Raw genomic sequence first — 18,942 nt, forward strand, 5'->3', positions numbered from 1 at the left:
ATTATGAATTTAGTTATAATATCAAAAGCAGGTGGACCAGAAGTTTTAGAATATAAAGAACTTAAACTTGAAGATCCAAAAGCTGATGAAATAACGATTAAAAATCATGCAATTGGTTTAAATTATATTGATACTTATCACAGATCAGGACTTTATCCATTAACTCTACCCTCTCCAATTGGTCTTGAGGGAGCTGGAGAAATAACTAAAGTTGGTTCAGATGTAAAAGATTTTAAAGTTGGAGATAAAGTTGCATACTGTGCAGCTCCCCTTGGTGCTTATTCAACTCATAGAAATTATCCGACTAAAAACTTAGTAAAAGTTCCTGACAGTGTTGATCTAGAAACTGCAGCAACATTAATGACAAAAGGAATAACTACTTTTTATCTTTTACATAAAACTTATCCTGTAAAATCAGGAGAAGATATTTTATTCCATGCAGCAGCTGGTGGTGTTGGTCAAATTTTTGGACAATGGGCTAAAAGTCTAGGATGCAATGTTATTGGTACTGTCGGTTCAGATGAAAAAATAGAAAATGCAAAACAAAATGGTTACGATCATGTAATAAATTACAATAAAGATAATTTTGCTGAGAAAGTAAAAGAGATCACAGATGGTAAAGGATTATCAGTTGTTTATGATGGTGTTGGAAAAAATACTTTTGATGGTTCAATTGAATGTTTAAAATTAAGAGGAATGTTAGTTTCTTTTGGAAATGCATCAGGCCCTTTAGATCCAGTTAATGTTGCAAAATCAATTCAACCAAAGGGACTTTATTTAACTAGACCTAGTATTATGCAGTACACAACCACAAGAGAAGAGCTTGATGAAGCAGCTAATAAAGTTTTTGAAATGGCTTCAAGTGGAAAAATAAAAGTAAAAATTTCAAAAAAATATTCTCTTAAAGATATTGCACAAGCACATAAAGATTTAGAGTCTAGGGTTCTAACTGGACCAGCAGTAATACTTCCCTAGTTTACATCTACATCCATATCAGACATATGGAGTTTTAGTGCATTTGTTGAAATTTGAATTTCTCTAATAAAAAAAATAATTGATATAATCATGGATAAACAGCAAGAACCAAATATTACCCTCGCTGCAAATACTTCATTTAAGTAAAGTGCAAAAACAGTAAGCATATTAAATAGGAAGCCAAATGAGGCAAATAAAATTGTCCATCTAAGAAGTGTTATCCTGCCACTTAAATTAATAAACTGCTTCTTCCATTCAGGTGGTATATGCTTTTCATAAACATGCTCATCATGAAGTTGGCGAATTAAGATACTAAGAGAATGAAATCTGTTGCTGTACACACTCATTAGCAATGGAATAGCTGGAAACATTAATGCTGTAACGGTGTAATCTATATTCATGCGAATCAATTTGATTATGAAACTAGCCTTTGTTATTTACAAGTAAATTATGAGCCAATTAAACTTATTTATAGAATTAACAAGATTAAAAAAACCAATTGGTTTTATGCTTTTGTTTTGGCCATGTATTTGGGGTTTAACATTAGTTTATGACTTTAGTGGCGATTTAAATAAATATTTTTTTTATAGTTTTCTTTTTTTAGCAGGTGCAATTTTAATGAGGTCTGCTGGTTGCATCGTAAATGATATTGTTGATAGAAATTTTGATAAAAAAGTTGAGAGAACTAAAAATAGACCAATTGCTTCAGGAAAAATATCAGTAAAGCTTGCATCAATTTATGCATCAAGTCTATGCGTAATTGCTTTTCTTGTTCTTATAAATTTTAATAATTTTACAATAATAATGGCAATGCTTTCAATGCCTTTAGCATTTACTTATCCACTAATGAAAAGAATTACTTATTGGCCACAACTATTCCTTGGAATTACATTTAACTATGGGTTGGTACTTGCATGGATTTCAATTTCTGATCAAATTTCAATAATACCAATAATTTTTTACTTGGGAGCCATATTTTGGACACTAGGGTACGACACAATTTATGGATACCAAGATATTAAAGATGATGAAATTATAGGAGTAAAATCAACCTCAATAAAATTCAAAAATAGTCCAAAAATATTTTTATTGGTTTCATATTTAATTTTTATAATTGCATTGATTTTAATTGGAATACTAATGAATTTTAAAAATTTTTATTTTATGTTTTTGATAGTACCAATATTTCAACTTTTTATATTCCAGGTAAAAAATTTAAAAATAAATGACACAAATGATTGTTTAAAAAAATTTAAAAGCAATAATTTTTTAGGGTCAATTATCCTAATCAATGTCCTAATCGGTAAATTAATTTAAAATGAATAAGAAATTAACTTTTGAAAGACTTTTTAAAGATTATACCAAAAAATATATCAGTAAAATTATTTTAGCAGGAATTTTTTCAGTTTTAGTTGCATCAAGCACTTCTGCAACCGCTTGGTTGTTAGATCCAGCAATTGACAAAATATTCATAAATAAAGATCAAACTTTGATATTATTAATACCTTTAGCTATTATTATAGCTTTTAGTGTTAAAGGCATATCTCTGTATATTGCAAAACTTTTAATGATAAATGTATCTGAAGAGGTTAAGAAATTAATTCAAATTGATATGCTTAAATCATTTATCAAAGCTGACACTGAAATTATAGAGACCAAACATTCTGGAAATTATATATCAAACCTTAATTTTGATGTTAATCAAATCACTAGGATGTTGTCTGAGGCATTTTTAAGTATTTTTAAAGATGGTCTTACTTTACTAGGCTTATTAATAGTTATGTTTGTGCAAAATTGGAAATTATCTTTAATTGCAATTATCATGATTCCTCTTGCATCAATAACTGCAAAAATTCTTGGGAAAAGAATGAATAAAGTTTCAACTGAGGCACAAGAAAAATCAGGAGATCTAAATAGATATCTTATTGATTTATTTAAAAATCATAAAATTATTAAAATTTTTCAAAGAGAAGATTATGAAAAAAATAGATCAGAAAAATTTGTAAACAATCTTAAAGAAAAATCTGAAAAAATTGCAGCCGTTTATATCAGATCAGCGCCAATTATGGAGATACTAACTGGTATAATGATTGCTATTTTAATTTTTTATTCAGGTAAATTGATTTTAAGTGAAGAAATTGGAATTAATAACTTTTTCTCTTTTTTAGCTGCTATGATGTTAGCCTACCAACCAGTAAAAACTCTTACAAAAGTAAATGTTGCAATTGAACAAGGTCTAGCAGCTGCTAGAAGAATTTTGCCAATTATAGACTCAAAAAACTTAATTAATGAAAATGCTGATGGTAAAAATTTAGTTTTTTCGGATGGGAATATCGTATTTGAAAAGGTTAATTTTTCTTACAAATCAAATGCAGACAATCAGGTACTTAAAAATATTTCTTTAAAGTTTTCAGGAGGAAAAATGACTGCATTGGTTGGTCATAGTGGTTCAGGAAAATCAACCATTTTAAATATGATACCAAGAATATATCTTCCAGATGATGGAAATATAAAGATAGATGGACACGATATTTCTGAAATTAATTTGGCATCTTTAAGAAAAGAAATTTCTATAGTAGATCAAAATACCACTCTCTTTGATGATACTGTAATGAACAATATTAAGTACGCAAAACCAGAAGCTACAGATGAAGAAGTTTTTAAAGCTGCTGATCTAGCTATGTGTAAAGAGTTTATAGATAATCTAGATGAGGGATATAATACCATGATAGGAGAAAATGGAGTAAAATTATCTGGAGGTGAAAAACAAAGACTTTCTATTGCTAGAGCTTTCTTAAAAAAAAGCAAAATAATACTCCTCGATGAAGCAACAGCTTCTTTAGACTCTGAAACAGAAGATAAAATTCAAAAAGCTCTAAATGAACTAACAAATAATAAAACAACTATAGTTATAGCTCATAGATTATCTACAATTCTTAATTCTGATAATATTTACGTAGTTGATGATGGTAAAATTACAGACTCTGGTAATCATGAAAATTTATTAATAAACTCAAATGCTTATAAAAATTTTTATGAAAGACAGATAAAAAAATAATAATGTATTTTGTTTATAATTTTTTTTTATATATAGTCTTTTTACTCTCCCCCATTATCTTATTAGTAAGAATCTTAAAAGGTAAAGAAGATCCAAAAAGATTTAAAGAAAAGTTATGCATTTACTCTAAAAAAAATAATTTAAAATCTATTTGGTTTCATGCGGTCAGTGTTGGTGAACTAATGAGCATCATACCTGTACTAAAAATTTTAGAAAAAGATAAAAAAATTGATCAAATTATTGTTACAACTTCTACAATAAGTTCAGCAACAATATTCGAAAAATATAAATTTAAAAAAATAGTTCATAAATATTTTCCAATAGATACTAATTTTCTCAATAAAAAGTTTATTAAATATTGGAAACCTAAAGCTACTTTTTTTGTAGATTCTGAAATATGGCCAAATATGTTTAAAAATCTAAAAAAAAACAACATTCCAGTCATATTATTAAATGGTAGAATTACAAATAGAAGTTTCAAAAGATGGTCCTTAGTTAAAAACTTTTCTAAATCAGTTTTTAAAAATATATCACTTGCCCTTCCCTCCAATTTAGAAACAAAAAATTTCCTCAAAAAACTTGGTGTAAATAAAATTAAATTTATTGGAAACTTAAAATATTATGGTTTAAGCAAAGTTAAAAACAAAGATAAAAAATTTTTAAAAAATAAATTTAAAAATTTTAAAGTTTGGTGTGCTGCAAGTACACATGAAGGAGAAGAAATTATAATTTCTAAATTGCATAAAAATATTAAAAGAAAACAAAAAAATTTACTTACTGTAATAATTCCTCGACATATAAATAGAGTCACAAAAATAATAGAACAAATAAAAACTGATGAACTAAAGATTATTAAACATTCCTCAAATACAGATATAAAAAAAAATACAGATATCTATATAGTGGATACTTATGGAGAAGCATCGAAATTTTATAATTTAAGCAACGTCTGCTTTATGGGTGGTTCGATTATTAATCATGGAGGACAAAACCCATTAGAACCATCAAGATTAGGAAACTACATTATAAATGGTCCAAATATTAGAAATTTTAAAGAAATATACGAATTTTTGTCTAAAAATAATATGTCTACTACCACATCAAATATTAGTAAAATCCAAAAAATTATTGAAAAAAAATTAAACAAAAAAATTTCAAATCTAAATAAAACTAAAATAATTAAAATTGGTGAAAAAATACTAAATGGAAATATGATTTACATAAATAAATATATAAAATGAAATTAAATGAACCAAAATTTTGGCAGGATAAAAATTTTATTTCCTTTCTTCTTTCACCCTTATCTTTAGTTGTTTATTTTTTTAACTTTTTAAAAAAAATTCTTCCAAAAAAAAAATTCAAAATTAAAACTATTTGTATTGGAAATATATATGTTGGTGGAACAGGAAAAACTTCTTTGGCAATTGAAATACACAATATTTTAAAAAAAAAATATAAAACAGTTTTTATTAAAAAAAATTATTTAGATCAAAAAGATGAAATAAAACTTTTAGAAAATTCAGGCAAAATAATTTCAACTGATAGTAGATCAAATTCTTTAAATATTGCTGAAAAAAAAAGATTTGAAATAGCGATACTAGATGATGGTTTTCAGCAAAAAAATATTTATTATGACTTAAAAATATTATGCTTTAATTCAAAAAAGGGAATTGGAAATGGAATGGTTCTACCATCCGGTCCCTTAAGAGAGAGTTTTAATGAAATTAATAATTGTGATTTAATATTTATTAATGGAGAAAATAAGAACAATAAGCTAATTAAAAAATTAAAATTTATAAATAAAAATATAAATATTTTTGAAGGAAAATACTTTCCAACAAATTTAAAAAAAATTAATACAAAAAAAAATTTTCTTATTTTTTGTGGTATTGGAAACCCACATGAATTTGAAAGCACTTTGTCTAAACTTAAGTTCATTGTTAAAAGAAAATTTATCTATCCTGATCATTATCAAATATTAGATAAAGACATTAATGAAATGAAAAAATTAGCAAAAAAGGAAGGATTAAGTATTATTACAACTGAAAAAGATTATTTAAGGTTACATAAAAAGCAGAAAAAAAATATTACTTTTTTAAAAACAAGACTTAAAATAAATAACTTAAATAAATTAAAGAAAATTTTACTTAATATAGATGAAAAAATTTAATCATTTCCTTCAATATTTCTTTATTAGTATTTTTTTTTTCATTTTCAAAATTTTAGGATTTAAAAAGTCTTCAGATTTAGGAAATATTATTGGCAAGTATTTAGGTCCTGTTTTTAGATCTAAAAAATTAATAATCAGTAATCTAGAAAAAGCTGGTATTAATAAAAATCAAAATAAAATAGCTTCTAATGTTCTTGGTAATTATGGAAGAATACTTGCAGAATATGTTCATCTTAAAGACTTTAAAAATAATAAATTAAAAAAATATATTTCTATTGAAGGTGCTGAACATCTTGAAAACATTAAAAAAAATAAGAAAACAGTAGTCTTTGTGTCTGGTCATTTCAATAATTTTGAACTTATGGCAATGCAAATTGAAAATTCTGGTATTGAATGTGCCGCTTTATATAGACCTTTAAATAATCCATTTTTAAATAAGTTAATGGAAAAAATCAGAACTAGGGATATTTGCAAAACTCAAATTAAAAAGGGAAGAGCTGGAACAAGAGAGATAATTAAAAACTTAAAACAAGGAAAATCAATTGCCCTAATGATTGATCAAAGAGTAAGAGAAGGAGAAAAGATAAATTTTTTTAATAATTTAGCTACAACAACTACAATACCCGCTCAATTAATTAAAAAATATAATTGTGATGTTGTGCCCATTTATATTGAAAGAAATAAAAATAACTATTTTAAGATGTATGTGTCTCAGCCAATTAAAATTAAAAAAACTAAATCAATTAAAGAAATAACTTTATTTTTAAATGTTGTTTTAGAAAAAATGATTCTTAAAAATGTAGATCAGTGGATATGGTCGCATGACAGATGGAAAGAATAATAGTTATTTTGTATTGTCTCTTTCTCTTTTAATAGAAGCTTCTTTATAAGAAAAGTATGGCTCTTGAGCATCAACATTCCAATAATTTAAATTTTCTAGTAAAATTTTTTTTCCTGAGATAGCGCAAATAACATGATCACCTTCCTCAATTATACTAAAATTATTTGGTAAATATTTTAATTTAGCTAATTTATTTTTCATTTATAAGATATATAAATAAATATATGAAAATTGCAATTTTAGGAAGTGGTGGAAGAGAACATGCAATAGCGCATTCGATATCTAAATCAAAAAAAATTAAAAAAATTTATTGTTTACCTGGAAATGCTGGTACCTCAGATTTTGCAAAAAATTTAAGTATAAACATAAATAATTTTCAGCAAGTTTATGAATTTATAAAACAAGAAGGCATCAATTTAGTAATAGTTGGTCCTGAACAACCCTTAGTAGATGGTATAGTAGATTTTTTAGAGGAGCGTTTTATAAAAGTATTTGGTCCAAATAAAATTGCTTCACAATTAGAAGGATCAAAAATATTTACAAAAAATCTTTGTAAAAAATTTAATATACCTACTGCAAATTTTGGAGTTTTTGAAAATATTGAGGATGCAAAAAATTTCCTAAAAAATGTTAATTTTCCTATTGTTATTAAGGCTGACAATCTTGCTGCTGGAAAAGGTGTTTACATATCCAAAAATTTAAAAGAAGCAAATATTGCTGTTGATGAAATATTTGATGGAAAATTTGGTAAAGCTAAAAATATATTAATTGAGGAGTTTTTAGATGGTGAAGAGATGAGCTACTTCATTATAAGTGATGGAAAAACTATAAAAAACTTTGGTACAGCTCAAGATCATAAACGTGTAGGTGAAGGTGATACTGGCAAAAATACAGGGGGTATGGGGGCATATTCTCCATCAAGATTAATAAATAAGGAATTGGAGAATAAAATATTAAACAAAATTATTAAACCTACTTTAAGAGGTCTTGATGAATTAGGCACAAATTATAAAGGTTTTTTATATGCTGGGCTGATGATTGTAAATAACGAACCATATCTTATCGAATACAATGTAAGAATGGGTGATCCAGAGTGTCAGACAATACTACCTATGTTGAACGCAGATTTATTAGATATCGTTGAGGCATGTGTTGAACAAAAATTAGAGCAAACAATAATTGATTGGAAAAAAAAACAAAGCTTATGCGTAGTTTTGTGCTCTAAAGGGTATCCAGATAATTATGAAAAAAATATTAAAATTAATAATTTTGAGAAACTAATTTTAAATGAAAATAATTATTTATTTCATGCTGGAACTGAAAAAAAAGAAAACAATATTTTAGCTGTAGGAGGAAGGGTATTGAATTTTATTTCACTTTCAGATGATTTAACAGACGCAAGAAAAAATATACATGAAAACTTGAAAAAACTTGATTGGAATAAAGGTTTTTATAGAAAAGATATTGCATTTAAAGTAATTGATAAATGAGAATTATCTCAGGAAAATTTAAAGGAAAAAAAATTTTAGAGCCAAATGATTTAAATACTCGACCCTTAAAAGATTTAACCAAAGAATCAATTTTTAACATCATTAAACACTCAAATAAATTTACAATAAATCTTGAAAATTCAGAGATACTAGATCTTTTTTCAGGCACAGGTTCTTTTGGCATCGAGTGCATATCAAGAGGAGCAAAATTTGTAACTTTTGTAGAAAATTATGATGGAATATTACCCATATTAAAAAAAAATCTAGCAAACTTAAAATCGGTTTCAAATTATTTTATAAGTGAAAAAAATATTTTTAATAATTTAAATCTAAAAGAATTAAAGAAACAATTTGATATTATTTTTTTAGATCCACCTTATAAAGAAAAAGAATTAAATGAGTTATTGTCATTTTTAATAAATGAAAAAATTTTAAAACAAAATGGAATAATTATAATTCACAGACATAAAAAACAGATAGATAGTTTACCAAATCAAATTAATATTTTAGAAGAAAAAAAATATGGGATTTCAAAAATATTATTTTGTAATATTTCTTAAATTAAAATTTTTTTTGTTTCTTTTTTAATAAGCTCAACTGCTGGTTGATCAAAAGGATTTATATTTAAACATTTGCCAATTAAAATTGTTTCAAGAATAAAGAAACAAAAAAGCTCTCCTAAACTTATTTCATCTCGTTTATTGATTTCAAAACTTCTAAAAGGAATATTTTTTTTTCTAAATACATTTTCTGTTGCATTCTTTTGGGCATACATAATTTTATTTAAATCTTTATTTTTTAAATATTCGTAATCTGATAAAATTGTATTATTTCTTATTTTTATAGAATTTTTTTCTTTCACAAAAAAAAATGTAAAAAAATTGTTTTGAAATCCGTCTAAATAAAGCTGCATAACACTATGATTATCTTTAGGCATATTTGATACTATTGGCAAAATACCTAGCTTTTTTTTACCTAAACTCTCAGCCACTAATTGTTGGTACCAGTTAAATAGATTAGTAGAAGACTCGTCATAATTTATTATCACGGAGTTAAATTTCTTAATTTTTAAATAAAAAATAACACTGGATACATTAGTTATTAAAGCATCTATAAACTTTTTATTTTTTATTAAATTATTTAATTGTCTAAACTTTTCTGGCTTTAAACCCATCAATTCTGATGGAAGCATCCCTACCTCTGATAATACCGAATATCTTCCACCAATATAATTATTATGATTAACCACTTCACATTTGAGCTGATTAGCAAGTTGTTTCAAATAACTATTTTTATTTTCTGTAATTATTAGATTTTTGTCTTTTTTTTTTATTAGAGTATTAAAATTAACAATAGTTTCAATTGTGTTACCTGATTTAGATATTACTAAATTATTAAATGGTTTATTTGATAATGTTTTTGGTTTTGATTGAAGATTATCAACAAAAAAAAATTTTTTATTAATTTTTTGTCTTAAAAAATCGTATATTGCCTGAGCACCTAAAGTAGATCCGCCCATACCTATGATTCTATAATCAAAGTTTTTTTTTAAAGATCTAAGATTTTTAAAACTATAATTGTCTTTATAAGTTTTTCTTAAGGATTGAATTACTCCATCATTATTTTTTAAAATTGATTTTAATTTTAAATGAATTTTTTTATTATTTTTTTTATTAATTTTTTTAATTTTAAAATTAATAAAATTAATATTTCTACTTAACATTAATTGTTTTTAATTTTCTCTATTAATGATTTTTCAAAATTTCCAACACTTTCCTCACTGTCGCTAGAAATATCAGAATTATTGGTTTGATTGTTAACAATTAATTTTTTTAAATTATTTTCTTCATTTTCGTTTTCAACTACCTTTTCACTTTTGGGTATTGGTAACTTTTCAAAATCAGGTGGCATTGAAAGTGGTGATTTTTTTTCTACTAAAAATTCATCAGTATTATTTTTTCTTTGGGGATCCATTGCATCTTTAACAGATCCACAATTATTTAAAATTATCGTAGCAAGTATAAGGAAAAGATAAATTTTAATTTTTTTCATCAATTTTGTTTTTTATTTGTAGCTAGTTCTAAAAGAATCATTCCAATTACACCCACAGTTATAAATATATCTGATACATTAAAAATAAACCAATGAAAATTTCCTACATGAAAATCTATAAAATCTAATACTCCATTATATCGTATACGATCGTATAAATTTCCAAGAGCACCTCCTATAATTATCAATAGTAACAACCTTTTAAATCCTTGATTTTTGATCGCCATGATTATCAAGATTAAAATTATAACTGAGATAAAAAAACTTAAAAAATGATACAAATTCATCTTATCAAAAGATAATAGGCCAAATGATATACCTCTGTTCCAAATTGGAAAAATGTTCAGATATTTAGATGAAAATATCTCACTTCCAAAATTATTTTGAGTCAAATGAAGTATATAAATCTTTGTAATGCGATCTAAGATATAAACAAAGAAAACAATTGATAAATTTAAGTAAAACTTTTTGTTGTTTTGTATTAATTTCATCAAGAACTTTGGGGACAAACAGATCTGCCACAACCAGTTTCATTTATTTTCCAGCAAATTGAACACTTGGTACCTTTAGCTTTAAAGGTTTCAACAATTATCTCTGAATTCTCCTTAAAAGAAATCTCAGCATTTGATGTTATACATATTTCAGAAAAATCAATATCATTGGTTACATTTTTTAATTTTTGATCTAATTGAATTTTAAGATCTGCTTCTAAACTAGACCCAATTTCTTTACTGGCTCTTTTTTCTTCAATACTGATGTTACAGATATTTCTGATATTTATTAATTCATTCCATTTTTTCTCTAATTCCTCATTTTGGAAGTGATCAGGAAAAGTTAAAAATTTTTCTAAATGAATACTTTTTTTATCTTTAAACAAAAGTCTGTAAATTTCTTCTGTAGTAAAAGATAATATAGGAGCAAACCATCTTAAAAGTGAATTTAAGATTATGTTTAATAGCAAAATTGTAGATCTTCTTTTAGCTGAATCCTTATTATCACAATACAAAGTGTCTTTTCTAATATCAAAATAAAATGCAGAAAGGTCAACTGTACAAAAATTTAAAAGTTCTTTGTATAAATTATGGAAATCATAATTTTGAAAATATTTTTTAAATTTTAAGTTTAAATTATAAATTTTATGAAGCATGTATTTTTCTAATTCTGGCAAAGCATTCAAATCTATTTTTTCAAAATCAATTGTTTCAAAATTGTCATTTATATTTCCTAATAAATATCTAAATGTATTTCGAATTTTTCTGTAAGAATCAGCGTGTTGATCAAGAATTGAGTAGTCAATTCGTAAATCTTCAGAATAATTAGATGAAGCTACCCAAATTCTTAAAATATCAGCACCATATTTTTTTAGAATATCTTCTGGAGCTATTACATTCCCCAAAGATTTTGACATTTTTAAACCTTTACCATCTACGACAAAACCATGAGATAAAATAGATTCGAAAGGAGCTCTACCTCTTGTCCCACAAGATTCTAGTAAAGATGAATGAAACCATCCTCGATGCTGATCAGAACCTTCAAGGTACATTGATGCTGGCCATTTTAAATCTTCTCTTTTTTCTAAAACAAAGGAATGCGTTGAACCACTATCAAACCAGACTTCTACAATATCACTTAATTTTTTATAATCTTCTGCTTTATATTTATTTCCTAAAAATCTTTGAGGATCGTCTGAAAACCAACAATCAGAACCCTCTTTTTCATAAATAGAGGCAATATTCTCATTTACCTCATCATCTATTAGAATTTCATTTGTTTTTTTATGAATAAAAATTGGAAGCGGAACACCCCAAACCCTTTGTCTCGACACACACCAGTCAGGCCTAGTTTCTATCATTGATTTTAATCTTTCTTTACCTTTGCTTGGATAAAAATTTGTTTCATCAATAGCTTTTAATGCCTTTTCTCTTAGATTATGACTTTCCATAGATATAAACCATTGTGGGGTGGCTCTATGAACTAAAGGTGCTTTTGATCTCCACGAATGAGGATAAGAATGAACTAATTCTCCATTAGCTAAAAGATTTTTTTGCTCTTTTAATTTTTCTATTACAATTGGATTTGCCTTAAAAATATGAATTCCCTCAAATAATTTTACATTATCAGTATATTTTCCATCACCATCAACTGTCTCTATTGCTTTCATTCCATTATTTAAACATAAATTAAAATCATCAGGTCCATGACTAGGTGCGCAGTGAACAATACCTGTACCTTGCTCTGTAGTAACAAATCTTGCCTCCAACATTGGAATATCATAATCATATCCAAGTTGAATAAATGGATGATTACAGATAGTGTTTTTAAATTCTTTTCCTTTAAATGATTTAATTTTTTTGTAATTTTTTATTTCACATTCTTTAATTACATTTTCTAATAAAGCATCAGCTATTACTATTTTTCTATTTTGAAAATCACCATCATCATTAATTTCAATTAAAACATAATCTAACGACTCATTATAAGCTAAAGCTTTATTGGCAGGAATTGTCCAAGGGGTTGTTGTCCAAATGACAACATCTGATCCAATTAAATCTTCTATCTCTGAATGTTTAACTTGAAATGATGTATAAATTGTATCAGATTTGTGATCTTGATATTCAACCTCTGCATCTGCTAGAGCAGTTTTTTCAACTGTTGACCAAAGAACAGGTTTAAATCCTTTATATAAACTTCCCTCTTTTAAAAACTTACCTAGTTCTCTAACAATTTGTGCCTCAGCATCAAAACTCATTGTTGAATAATAATTTTCCCAATCACCAACAACACCTAATCGCCTAAATTGACTTTTGTGTATTTCAATCCATTTTTCAGCAAATGACCTGCACTCTTTTCTAAATTCTACTATTGGAACTTCATTTTTATTTTTTTTATTTTTTTTGTATTGCTCCTCAATTTTCCATTCAATTGGTAAACCATGACAATCCCATCCAGGCACATAAATTGAGTCTTTTCCATCCATTTGGTGAAATTTTACAATTATGTCTTTTAAAATCTTATTAAGAGCAGTTCCCATATGAATATTTCCATTCGCATATGGTGGACCATCATGCAGAATAAATTTTTCATTACCTTTGCTAGATTTTCTTAATTCATCATATAGTTGAATTTTGTTCCAATAATCTAAGATTTCTGGCTCTCTTATTGGGAGATTTGCCTTCATCGAAAATGCTGTTTTTGGAAGATTAATTTCGGTTTTACTCATTATGTTTCTTTTGCAATTTTTAGATCAGATTTAATTTGGTTTCTAAGTTGAATAACATTTTTAAATTTTTTCTCTTTTCTTATAAACTTTAAAAATTGCACTGATAAGTGCTTATTATATAGATTTCCAGAAAAATTAAATAAATGCACCTCTAATAAGATCTTTCTTTGATTAAATGTAGGTCTGTAACCTAAATTTGCTATCCCTTTTAATTGTTTGTTATTATTTTTTCTTAAAACTCTTACAGCATAAACACCCGGTTGAGCTAAAACGTAGTCTTTAATATCTATATTACATGTCGGAAAACCAATTTTTTTTCCAATTTGCCTCCCCTTTTGAACTATTCCATCAACTGTCCATGATCTTCCTAAAAAATTATTTGCTTTATCTAAGTTTCCGTTCTCTAAAAAAGTTCTAATCAATGTTGATGATACAGTTTTTTTATTTTTTATAAGAGGTGTGGGTTTAATAACTTTATAATCATAATTTTTTTCATTATTGATTAATAAATTAACATCTCCCTCTCTTTTAAAACCAAATCTAAAGTTATTGCTTACAAATATAAATTTACAATTAAGTTTTTTAAATAAAATTTCTTTAATAAAATTAATTGATTTAACTTTAGAAAAATTCTTATTAAATTTTTTAGTTATAATAAAATCTACTTTTAAGTCTTTTAGTAATTTTAATTTTTGATCTACAGAAGTTATTTTAAAATTTTTTAGAGATTTATTGAAATACATCTTAGGCATCGGATTAAAATTAATTACACCAATTTTTAATTTATATTTTTTTTTATATGATTGTGCTAATTTAAATAATTTCTGGTGTCCCAAATGAACACCATCAAAGTTACCAATTAAAATAATAGATTTTCTATGTAGATTTTTTATGTTAAAATTTTTATATATTTTTACCATTTTAATTCAGATTGAGTAAAATTCACAATACTCTCATATTCTCTTGAAACTTCTGCTATTCCACTATTTCTTATTTCTTCTCTGTGTATGCCATTACAGATTAATAGAGAGTCGTAATTTAATAAGTTGGCGCCTCTAATGTCAGTATTTAAATTATCACCAATTGCCAAAACTTTCTTACCGACATTATTAATAGATTGATTATATACTTCAGGGTGAGGCTTTCCAAAATAAATTACCTCTCCTCCCATTTTTTCAAAAACCATAGCAACTGACCCAGCGCATAATTCTCTAATATTTCCACGATCAACAATTAAATCAGGATTGGTACAAATCATTTTTTTATCAATATGTTCTTCAAATAAGTTTTTGTAGTAATTTAAATCATTTTCATTTTCTTCAAATAGCCCAGTACAGAGTAAATATTCACTTTCTTTCAGTTCAGTGGATTTGTTGTTTTTAAACTCATTAAATAAATCAAAATCTCGAGGTGGTCCTATGTGATAAAAATTCTTTGACTTAAATGATTTCTTTAAAAAGTTTAGCGCAGCCTCTCCTGAAGTAAAAACATGCTCTGTTAAATCTTCTTTCATTCCCATTTTTTCCAAGAATTTATTTACTGTATCATTGGGTCTAGGAGCGTTAGTTAAAAGTACAAAATCTTTACTCTTTTTCTTTAATTCGTACAAAACTTCAATCGCCTCTTTATGTAATGAGATTCCATTGTGAATGACGCCCCACAAATCTATGTAAAAAAGCTCATAATTATCTACGATAGATTTTAGGCCCTCTAAGTCTAAATTTTTAGTCATTATTGTACCTATAAACCATAATATTTAGATTTTCCTAGCTTAATTAGCATTAATGAATTCTCCTATCTTGAAATAGTTTATGAAATATCTATATGAGGGTCATATTTATATAGAAATTTTAAGGAGATTTATGAAATTTAAACCGTTACATGACAGAGTTTTAATCGAAGTATTAGACAGCAGCGAAAAAACTGCTGGTGGAATAATTATACCTGATACAGCACAAGAAAAACCTCAAGAAGGAAAAGTTGTTGCCGTTGGTGGTGGAGCAAAAACTGAGGATGGAAAAGTGATCCCAATGGATGTTAAAGTTGGTGACAAAGTTTTATTTGGCAAATGGTCAGGAACTGAAGTCAAAATAGATGGCAAAGAATATAGCATAATGAAAGAGTCTGACATTATGGGTATTTCAAGTAAGTAATTTAATTTAAAGGAGAAAACAAAATGGCAAAAGTTGTTAAATTTGATGCTGAAGCAAGAGCAGCTATGATTAGAGGAGTAAATATCTTGGCTGACACTGTTAAAGTAACTTTAGGTCCAAAAGGAAGAAACGTAGTAATGGATAAATCTTATGGTGCACCTAGAATTACTAAAGATGGTGTTTCTGTTGCTAAAGAAATTGATCTTGAAGATAAGTTCGAAAACATGGGTGCGCAGATGGTTAAAGAAGTAGCTAGCAAAACGAATGATGAAGCTGGTGACGGTACAACTACTGCAACTATATTAGCTCAAGCTATTGTTAGAGAAGGTGTAAAATATGTGACTGCTGGAATGAATCCTATGGATGTTAAAAGAGGAATTGATGCAGCAGTTGAAGTTGTAAAAGAAAACTTAGTAGCATCTGCTAAAAAAGTGAAAGATAGTGATGAAATAGCACAAGTTGGAACTATTTCTGCAAATGGTGATAAAGAAATTGGTACAATGATTGCAAAAGCAATGCAAAAAGTTGGAAACGAAGGTGTTATCACAGTTGAAGAAAATAAAGGGATTGAAACTGAACTAGATGTTGTTGAAGGTATGCAGTTCGACAGAGGATATTTATCACCTTACTTTATTACTAATAGTGATAAAATGACTACTGAGTTAGATAACCCATTCATTCTTTTACATGAAAAAAAATTAACAAACCTACAACCAATGGTTCCTCTTTTAGAAGCTGTTGTTCAAGCAGGTAGACCATTAATGATTATTTCTGAAGATGTTGAAGGAGAAGCTTTAGCAACTTTAGTTGTAAACAAATTAAGAGGTGGTTTAAAAGTTGTTGCTGTAAAAGCACCTGGTTTTGGTGATAGAAGAAAAGCAATGCTTGAGGACATTGCTATCTTAACTGGAGGTCAGGTTATTTCTGAAGATTTAGGAATTAAACTTGAGAATGTTAAACTTGATGATCTAGGTTCTTGTAAGAAAGTTAAAGTAGATAAAGATAACAGTACCATTGTTAATGGAAGTGGAAAAAAATCTGATATCGAAGGAAGATGTGCTTCAATTAAACAACAAATTGATGAAACAACTTCTGACTATGACAGAGAGAAACTTCAAGAAAGACTTGCAAAACTAGCTGGCGGAGTTGCTGTAATTAAAGTTGGTGGTGCAACTGAAGTTGAAGTTAAAGAAAGAAAAGATAGAGTTGAAGATGCTTTGAACGCAACTAGAGCCGCAGTTGAAGAAGGTATTGTAACTGGTGGTGGTTGTGCATTACTTTATGCTGCTCAAGACCTTAATAAGGTTAAAGCAAAAGGTGATGATCAAAAAGCCGGGGTAGAGCTTGTTAGAAAAGCACTTGAAGCTCCAATCAGACAAATTACTAAAAATGCTGGTGTAGATGGTTCAGTAGTTGTTGGTAAATTGTTAGAGCAAAATAAAAAAACACATGGATATGATGCACAAAGCGAGGAATATTGCGATATGTTCGCTAAAGGAATTATAGATCCTGTTAAAGTTGTAAGAACTGCTCTACAAGATGCTGCTTCAATATCTGGATTATTAGTAACTACAGAAGCGATGATTGCTGACAAACCTGAGGAAAAAGATGCTGCTGGTGGTGGAATGCCTGGTGGTATGCCTGGTGGTATGGGCGGCATGGGTGGAATGGGTGGAATGGGAATGTAATCGTTCCAACCCAAATCAAAATTCAAAAAGGGCAGTTTTTACTGCCCTTTTTTTTACACTGAACAAAATTTTGTTATGAAGTTTTTGTGAATAAAACTTTATAACAAATTTAGAATTTATGTTTTGGTAAAGAGTATTCTTAAAAATTATAAATTCATATAACTTCTTATATTTGATAACAAATATAATTTCGGTCATTTGTTTTTATTTTTTTATATCCAAAAGATAGAATTAATTTCTCATGTTCTAATCTATCTTCATTAGTAACAATATGCATATGATAATCAATTAATAATGTATTAATTTTTTTTTCTTTTAATAAATTTTTCATGCCCTTGATTGCGTTAATTTCATATCCTTCGATGTCAATCTTAACTAAATCTATTTGATCATATAATTTTTCTTCAAACACAAACTGGTCTAAGGATTTTACTTTAATCTTTGTTTTCTTGGTATTAAAAAAATGTTTTTTTAAAATAGATGATGAACCAGTATTTGTATCTTGAAATACATTTAAATTTATAAAATACTCACTTTCTCCTATTCCAAAATCAAGTAAAAAAAAATTTTTAAAATTATTTTTTAGTAAATTTTTTTCTATAATTTTTAAAAGATTTTTTTGAGGTTCAAAACAATAAATTTTACCGGTGATAATTTTTTTTGATGCAAGTACAGAGAAAAAACCCTCATTTGCACCTATATCAAAAAAAATCGAGTCCTTTTCAATATATTTATTAATTAAATAGCATGTATCTTTTTCGTATAACTCATTATTTGTTAATATATTTCCTAAATGACTTAAAGGGTCTAGGAACATATAAAAATCATACTTATTTAAAAAATAAAATTTTCTTCTTTCTATAGAATTTCCATAAAAAAAATTGGCCAGAATACTTTGCAAAATAGCAGGTCTAAGGTTAAGAATAAATTTTTTCATTAAAAAATATTAAATTAAATTTAAAATTAAATCATCTTTTGAGTTCCTTTGAAATTTGACCTTAAAAATGATGAATAGTGATGAACAATTTTAAGAAAAGTTAAATAAGTCAGTATTGGCGCAATTTATAGGTAAATGTGATCCCACTACTTTTAAACTAAAATTTAAAAGGCCATCACATGATGGCCTTTTTTTTATGTAAATTTAAATCATGTCAAAAAGATACAGTGGAAAGTCATTTAAAGACTCTAGTGTAAAAAAGAAACCTAAATTAAGTTTTAAAGAAAAAAGAAAACTTAAAAAAGATAAACAAAAAAAGCTTAATTAATCATAGGTTATTTAAATTAATCAAGCCAGT

General features: G+C 26.6%; 19 protein-coding genes. 10 read left to right on the forward strand and 9 right to left on the reverse strand.

Translation table 11 applies throughout. The features are described 5' to 3' along the window. Positions 1-3 precede the first annotated feature (3 nt). Positions 4-975 carry a quinone oxidoreductase family protein gene (locus tag ACTTAR_RS04165; RefSeq protein WP_440697785.1) on the forward strand — a complete coding sequence of 324 codons (972 nt, stop codon included), beginning with the start codon at positions 4-6 and terminating at the stop codon, positions 973-975. Here ACTTAR_RS04165 and ACTTAR_RS04170 read toward each other — a convergent pair. After that, on the reverse strand, positions 972-1,376 hold the full coding sequence (locus ACTTAR_RS04170; protein WP_440697786.1) for a DUF2721 domain-containing protein: 405 nt from the start codon (positions 1,374-1,376) through the stop codon (positions 972-974). The two genes, ACTTAR_RS04165 and ACTTAR_RS04170, sit on opposite strands and share 4 nt — an antisense overlap. 49 nt (positions 1,377-1,425) lie before the next feature. Between ACTTAR_RS04170 and ubiA the strand changes: the two genes are divergently transcribed. Genes ubiA through ACTTAR_RS04195 form a run of 5 tightly spaced genes read left to right on the forward strand, consistent with a single transcriptional unit; the run spans position 1,426 to position 7,044 of the window. After that, positions 1,426-2,292 (forward strand): 4-hydroxybenzoate octaprenyltransferase, encoded by an 867-nt coding sequence (ubiA, locus tag ACTTAR_RS04175; protein ID WP_440681631.1) that lies wholly within the window; start codon positions 1,426-1,428, stop codon positions 2,290-2,292. Position 2,293: 1 nt separating this feature from the next. Continuing rightward, a complete protein-coding gene (locus tag ACTTAR_RS04180; RefSeq protein WP_440697787.1) occupies positions 2,294-4,033 on the forward strand; it encodes an ABC transporter ATP-binding protein in 1,740 nt (579 codons plus the stop codon). A gap of 2 nt (positions 4,034-4,035) precedes the next feature. Further along, the gene (locus ACTTAR_RS04185) at positions 4,036-5,274 is read left to right on the forward strand and encodes a 3-deoxy-D-manno-octulosonic acid transferase (RefSeq protein ID WP_440681628.1); all 1,239 of its coding nucleotides are present in this window, start codon (positions 4,036-4,038) and stop codon (positions 5,272-5,274) included. Continuing rightward, the gene (lpxK, locus tag ACTTAR_RS04190) at positions 5,271-6,203 is read left to right on the forward strand and encodes a tetraacyldisaccharide 4'-kinase (RefSeq protein WP_440697788.1); all 933 of its coding nucleotides are present in this window, start codon (positions 5,271-5,273) and stop codon (positions 6,201-6,203) included. Before ACTTAR_RS04185 ends, lpxK begins: the two co-directional genes overlap by 4 nt. Next, the gene (locus ACTTAR_RS04195) at positions 6,190-7,044 is read left to right on the forward strand and encodes a lysophospholipid acyltransferase family protein (RefSeq protein ID WP_440681626.1); all 855 of its coding nucleotides are present in this window, start codon (positions 6,190-6,192) and stop codon (positions 7,042-7,044) included. Before lpxK ends, ACTTAR_RS04195 begins: the two co-directional genes overlap by 14 nt. Before the next feature lie 3 nt (positions 7,045-7,047). Here the strand turns inward: ACTTAR_RS04195 and ACTTAR_RS04200 are convergent, their stop codons facing one another. Further along, positions 7,048-7,245, reverse strand: a complete 198-nt coding sequence (locus ACTTAR_RS04200; protein WP_440681625.1) for a DUF2093 domain-containing protein — start codon at positions 7,243-7,245, stop codon at positions 7,048-7,050. A gap of 23 nt (positions 7,246-7,268) precedes the next feature. Here ACTTAR_RS04200 and purD point away from each other — a divergent pair, with 23 nt between their 5' ends. Both purD and rsmD read left to right on the forward strand, forming a co-directional pair. Further along, positions 7,269-8,534 (forward strand): phosphoribosylamine--glycine ligase, encoded by a 1,266-nt coding sequence (gene purD / locus ACTTAR_RS04205; RefSeq protein WP_440697789.1) that lies wholly within the window; start codon positions 7,269-7,271, stop codon positions 8,532-8,534. Further along, positions 8,531-9,094, forward strand: a complete 564-nt coding sequence (gene rsmD / locus ACTTAR_RS04210; protein WP_440697790.1) for a 16S rRNA (guanine(966)-N(2))-methyltransferase RsmD — start codon at positions 8,531-8,533, stop codon at positions 9,092-9,094. Before purD ends, rsmD begins: the two co-directional genes overlap by 4 nt. Here the strand turns inward: rsmD and ACTTAR_RS04215 are convergent. Genes ACTTAR_RS04215 through ACTTAR_RS04240 form a run of 6 tightly spaced genes read right to left on the reverse strand, consistent with a single transcriptional unit; the run spans position 9,091 to position 15,538 of the window. Further along, positions 9,091-10,257 (reverse strand): glucose-6-phosphate isomerase, encoded by a 1,167-nt coding sequence (locus ACTTAR_RS04215; RefSeq protein WP_440681622.1) that lies wholly within the window; start codon positions 10,255-10,257, stop codon positions 9,091-9,093. The two genes, rsmD and ACTTAR_RS04215, sit on opposite strands and share 4 nt — an antisense overlap. Further along, positions 10,257-10,586, reverse strand: coding sequence for a DUF3035 domain-containing protein (locus ACTTAR_RS04220; protein ID WP_440697791.1), 330 nt, complete (start codon positions 10,584-10,586; stop codon positions 10,257-10,259). Before ACTTAR_RS04220 ends, ACTTAR_RS04215 begins: the two co-directional genes overlap by 1 nt. After that, positions 10,586-11,077, reverse strand: a complete 492-nt coding sequence (gene lspA / locus ACTTAR_RS04225; protein ID WP_440681620.1) for a signal peptidase II — start codon at positions 11,075-11,077, stop codon at positions 10,586-10,588. Before lspA ends, ACTTAR_RS04220 begins: the two co-directional genes overlap by 1 nt. Further along, the gene (gene ileS, locus ACTTAR_RS04230; RefSeq protein ID WP_440697792.1) at positions 11,077-13,806 is read right to left on the reverse strand and encodes an isoleucine--tRNA ligase; all 2,730 of its coding nucleotides are present in this window, start codon (positions 13,804-13,806) and stop codon (positions 11,077-11,079) included. Before ileS ends, lspA begins: the two co-directional genes overlap by 1 nt. Further along, positions 13,806-14,726 (reverse strand): bifunctional riboflavin kinase/FAD synthetase, encoded by a 921-nt coding sequence (locus ACTTAR_RS04235; protein ID WP_440697793.1) that lies wholly within the window; start codon positions 14,724-14,726, stop codon positions 13,806-13,808. Before ACTTAR_RS04235 ends, ileS begins: the two co-directional genes overlap by 1 nt. Further along, a complete protein-coding gene (locus tag ACTTAR_RS04240) occupies positions 14,720-15,538 on the reverse strand; it encodes a TIGR01459 family HAD-type hydrolase (RefSeq protein ID WP_440681617.1) in 819 nt (272 codons plus the stop codon). Before ACTTAR_RS04240 ends, ACTTAR_RS04235 begins: the two co-directional genes overlap by 7 nt. A 130-nt stretch (positions 15,539-15,668) precedes the next feature. Between ACTTAR_RS04240 and groES the strand changes: the two genes are divergently transcribed. Together groES and groL are read left to right on the forward strand one after the other, a co-directional pair. Next, positions 15,669-15,959, forward strand: a complete 291-nt coding sequence (gene groES, locus ACTTAR_RS04245) for a co-chaperone GroES (protein ID WP_440681615.1) — start codon at positions 15,669-15,671, stop codon at positions 15,957-15,959. 23 nt (positions 15,960-15,982) lie between these two features. Next, complete coding sequence (gene groL / locus ACTTAR_RS04250) at positions 15,983-17,647, forward strand: chaperonin GroEL (protein WP_075506444.1); 1,665 nt, start codon at positions 15,983-15,985, stop codon at positions 17,645-17,647. 166 nt (positions 17,648-17,813) lie between these two features. Here groL and ACTTAR_RS04255 read toward each other — a convergent pair whose 3' ends face one another. Beyond that, the gene (locus tag ACTTAR_RS04255; protein ID WP_440681589.1) at positions 17,814-18,584 is read right to left on the reverse strand and encodes an FkbM family methyltransferase; all 771 of its coding nucleotides are present in this window, start codon (positions 18,582-18,584) and stop codon (positions 17,814-17,816) included. Between the last annotated feature and the right edge of the window lie 358 nt (positions 18,585-18,942).

Origin of the sequence: Candidatus Pelagibacter sp. HIMB1709, from assembly GCF_052047635.1 — a bacterium.
GTDB lineage: Bacteria > Pseudomonadota > Alphaproteobacteria > Pelagibacterales > Pelagibacteraceae > Pelagibacter.

What these genes read in the sequence shown, in the direction of transcription:
- ACTTAR_RS04165 (WP_440697785.1), top strand. Translation starts at nt 4, where the DNA reads ATGAATTTAGTTATAATATCAAAAGCAGGTGGACCAGAAGTTTTAGAA.
- ACTTAR_RS04170 (WP_440697786.1), bottom strand. Translation starts at nt 1,376, where the DNA reads ATGAATATAGATTACACCGTTACAGCATTAATGTTTCCAGCTATTCCA.
- ubiA (WP_440681631.1), top strand. Translation starts at nt 1,426, where the DNA reads ATGAGCCAATTAAACTTATTTATAGAATTAACAAGATTAAAAAAACCA.
- ACTTAR_RS04180 (WP_440697787.1), top strand. Translation starts at nt 2,294, where the DNA reads ATGAATAAGAAATTAACTTTTGAAAGACTTTTTAAAGATTATACCAAA.
- ACTTAR_RS04185 (WP_440681628.1), top strand. Translation starts at nt 4,036, where the DNA reads ATGTATTTTGTTTATAATTTTTTTTTATATATAGTCTTTTTACTCTCC.
- lpxK (WP_440697788.1), top strand. Translation starts at nt 5,271, where the DNA reads ATGAAATTAAATGAACCAAAATTTTGGCAGGATAAAAATTTTATTTCC.
- ACTTAR_RS04195 (WP_440681626.1), top strand. Translation starts at nt 6,190, where the DNA reads ATGAAAAAATTTAATCATTTCCTTCAATATTTCTTTATTAGTATTTTT.
- ACTTAR_RS04200 (WP_440681625.1), bottom strand. Translation starts at nt 7,245, where the DNA reads ATGAAAAATAAATTAGCTAAATTAAAATATTTACCAAATAATTTTAGT.
- purD (WP_440697789.1), top strand. Translation starts at nt 7,269, where the DNA reads ATGAAAATTGCAATTTTAGGAAGTGGTGGAAGAGAACATGCAATAGCG.
- rsmD (WP_440697790.1), top strand. Translation starts at nt 8,531, where the DNA reads ATGAGAATTATCTCAGGAAAATTTAAAGGAAAAAAAATTTTAGAGCCA.
- ACTTAR_RS04215 (WP_440681622.1), bottom strand. Translation starts at nt 10,257, where the DNA reads ATGTTAAGTAGAAATATTAATTTTATTAATTTTAAAATTAAAAAAATT.
- ACTTAR_RS04220 (WP_440697791.1), bottom strand. Translation starts at nt 10,586, where the DNA reads ATGAAAAAAATTAAAATTTATCTTTTCCTTATACTTGCTACGATAATT.
- lspA (WP_440681620.1), bottom strand. Translation starts at nt 11,077, where the DNA reads ATGAAATTAATACAAAACAACAAAAAGTTTTACTTAAATTTATCAATT.
- ileS (WP_440697792.1), bottom strand. Translation starts at nt 13,806, where the DNA reads ATGAGTAAAACCGAAATTAATCTTCCAAAAACAGCATTTTCGATGAAG.
- ACTTAR_RS04235 (WP_440697793.1), bottom strand. Translation starts at nt 14,726, where the DNA reads ATGGTAAAAATATATAAAAATTTTAACATAAAAAATCTACATAGAAAA.
- ACTTAR_RS04240 (WP_440681617.1), bottom strand. Translation starts at nt 15,538, where the DNA reads ATGACTAAAAATTTAGACTTAGAGGGCCTAAAATCTATCGTAGATAAT.
- groES (WP_440681615.1), top strand. Translation starts at nt 15,669, where the DNA reads ATGAAATTTAAACCGTTACATGACAGAGTTTTAATCGAAGTATTAGAC.
- groL (WP_075506444.1), top strand. Translation starts at nt 15,983, where the DNA reads ATGGCAAAAGTTGTTAAATTTGATGCTGAAGCAAGAGCAGCTATGATT.
- ACTTAR_RS04255 (WP_440681589.1), bottom strand. Translation starts at nt 18,584, where the DNA reads ATGAAAAAATTTATTCTTAACCTTAGACCTGCTATTTTGCAAAGTATT.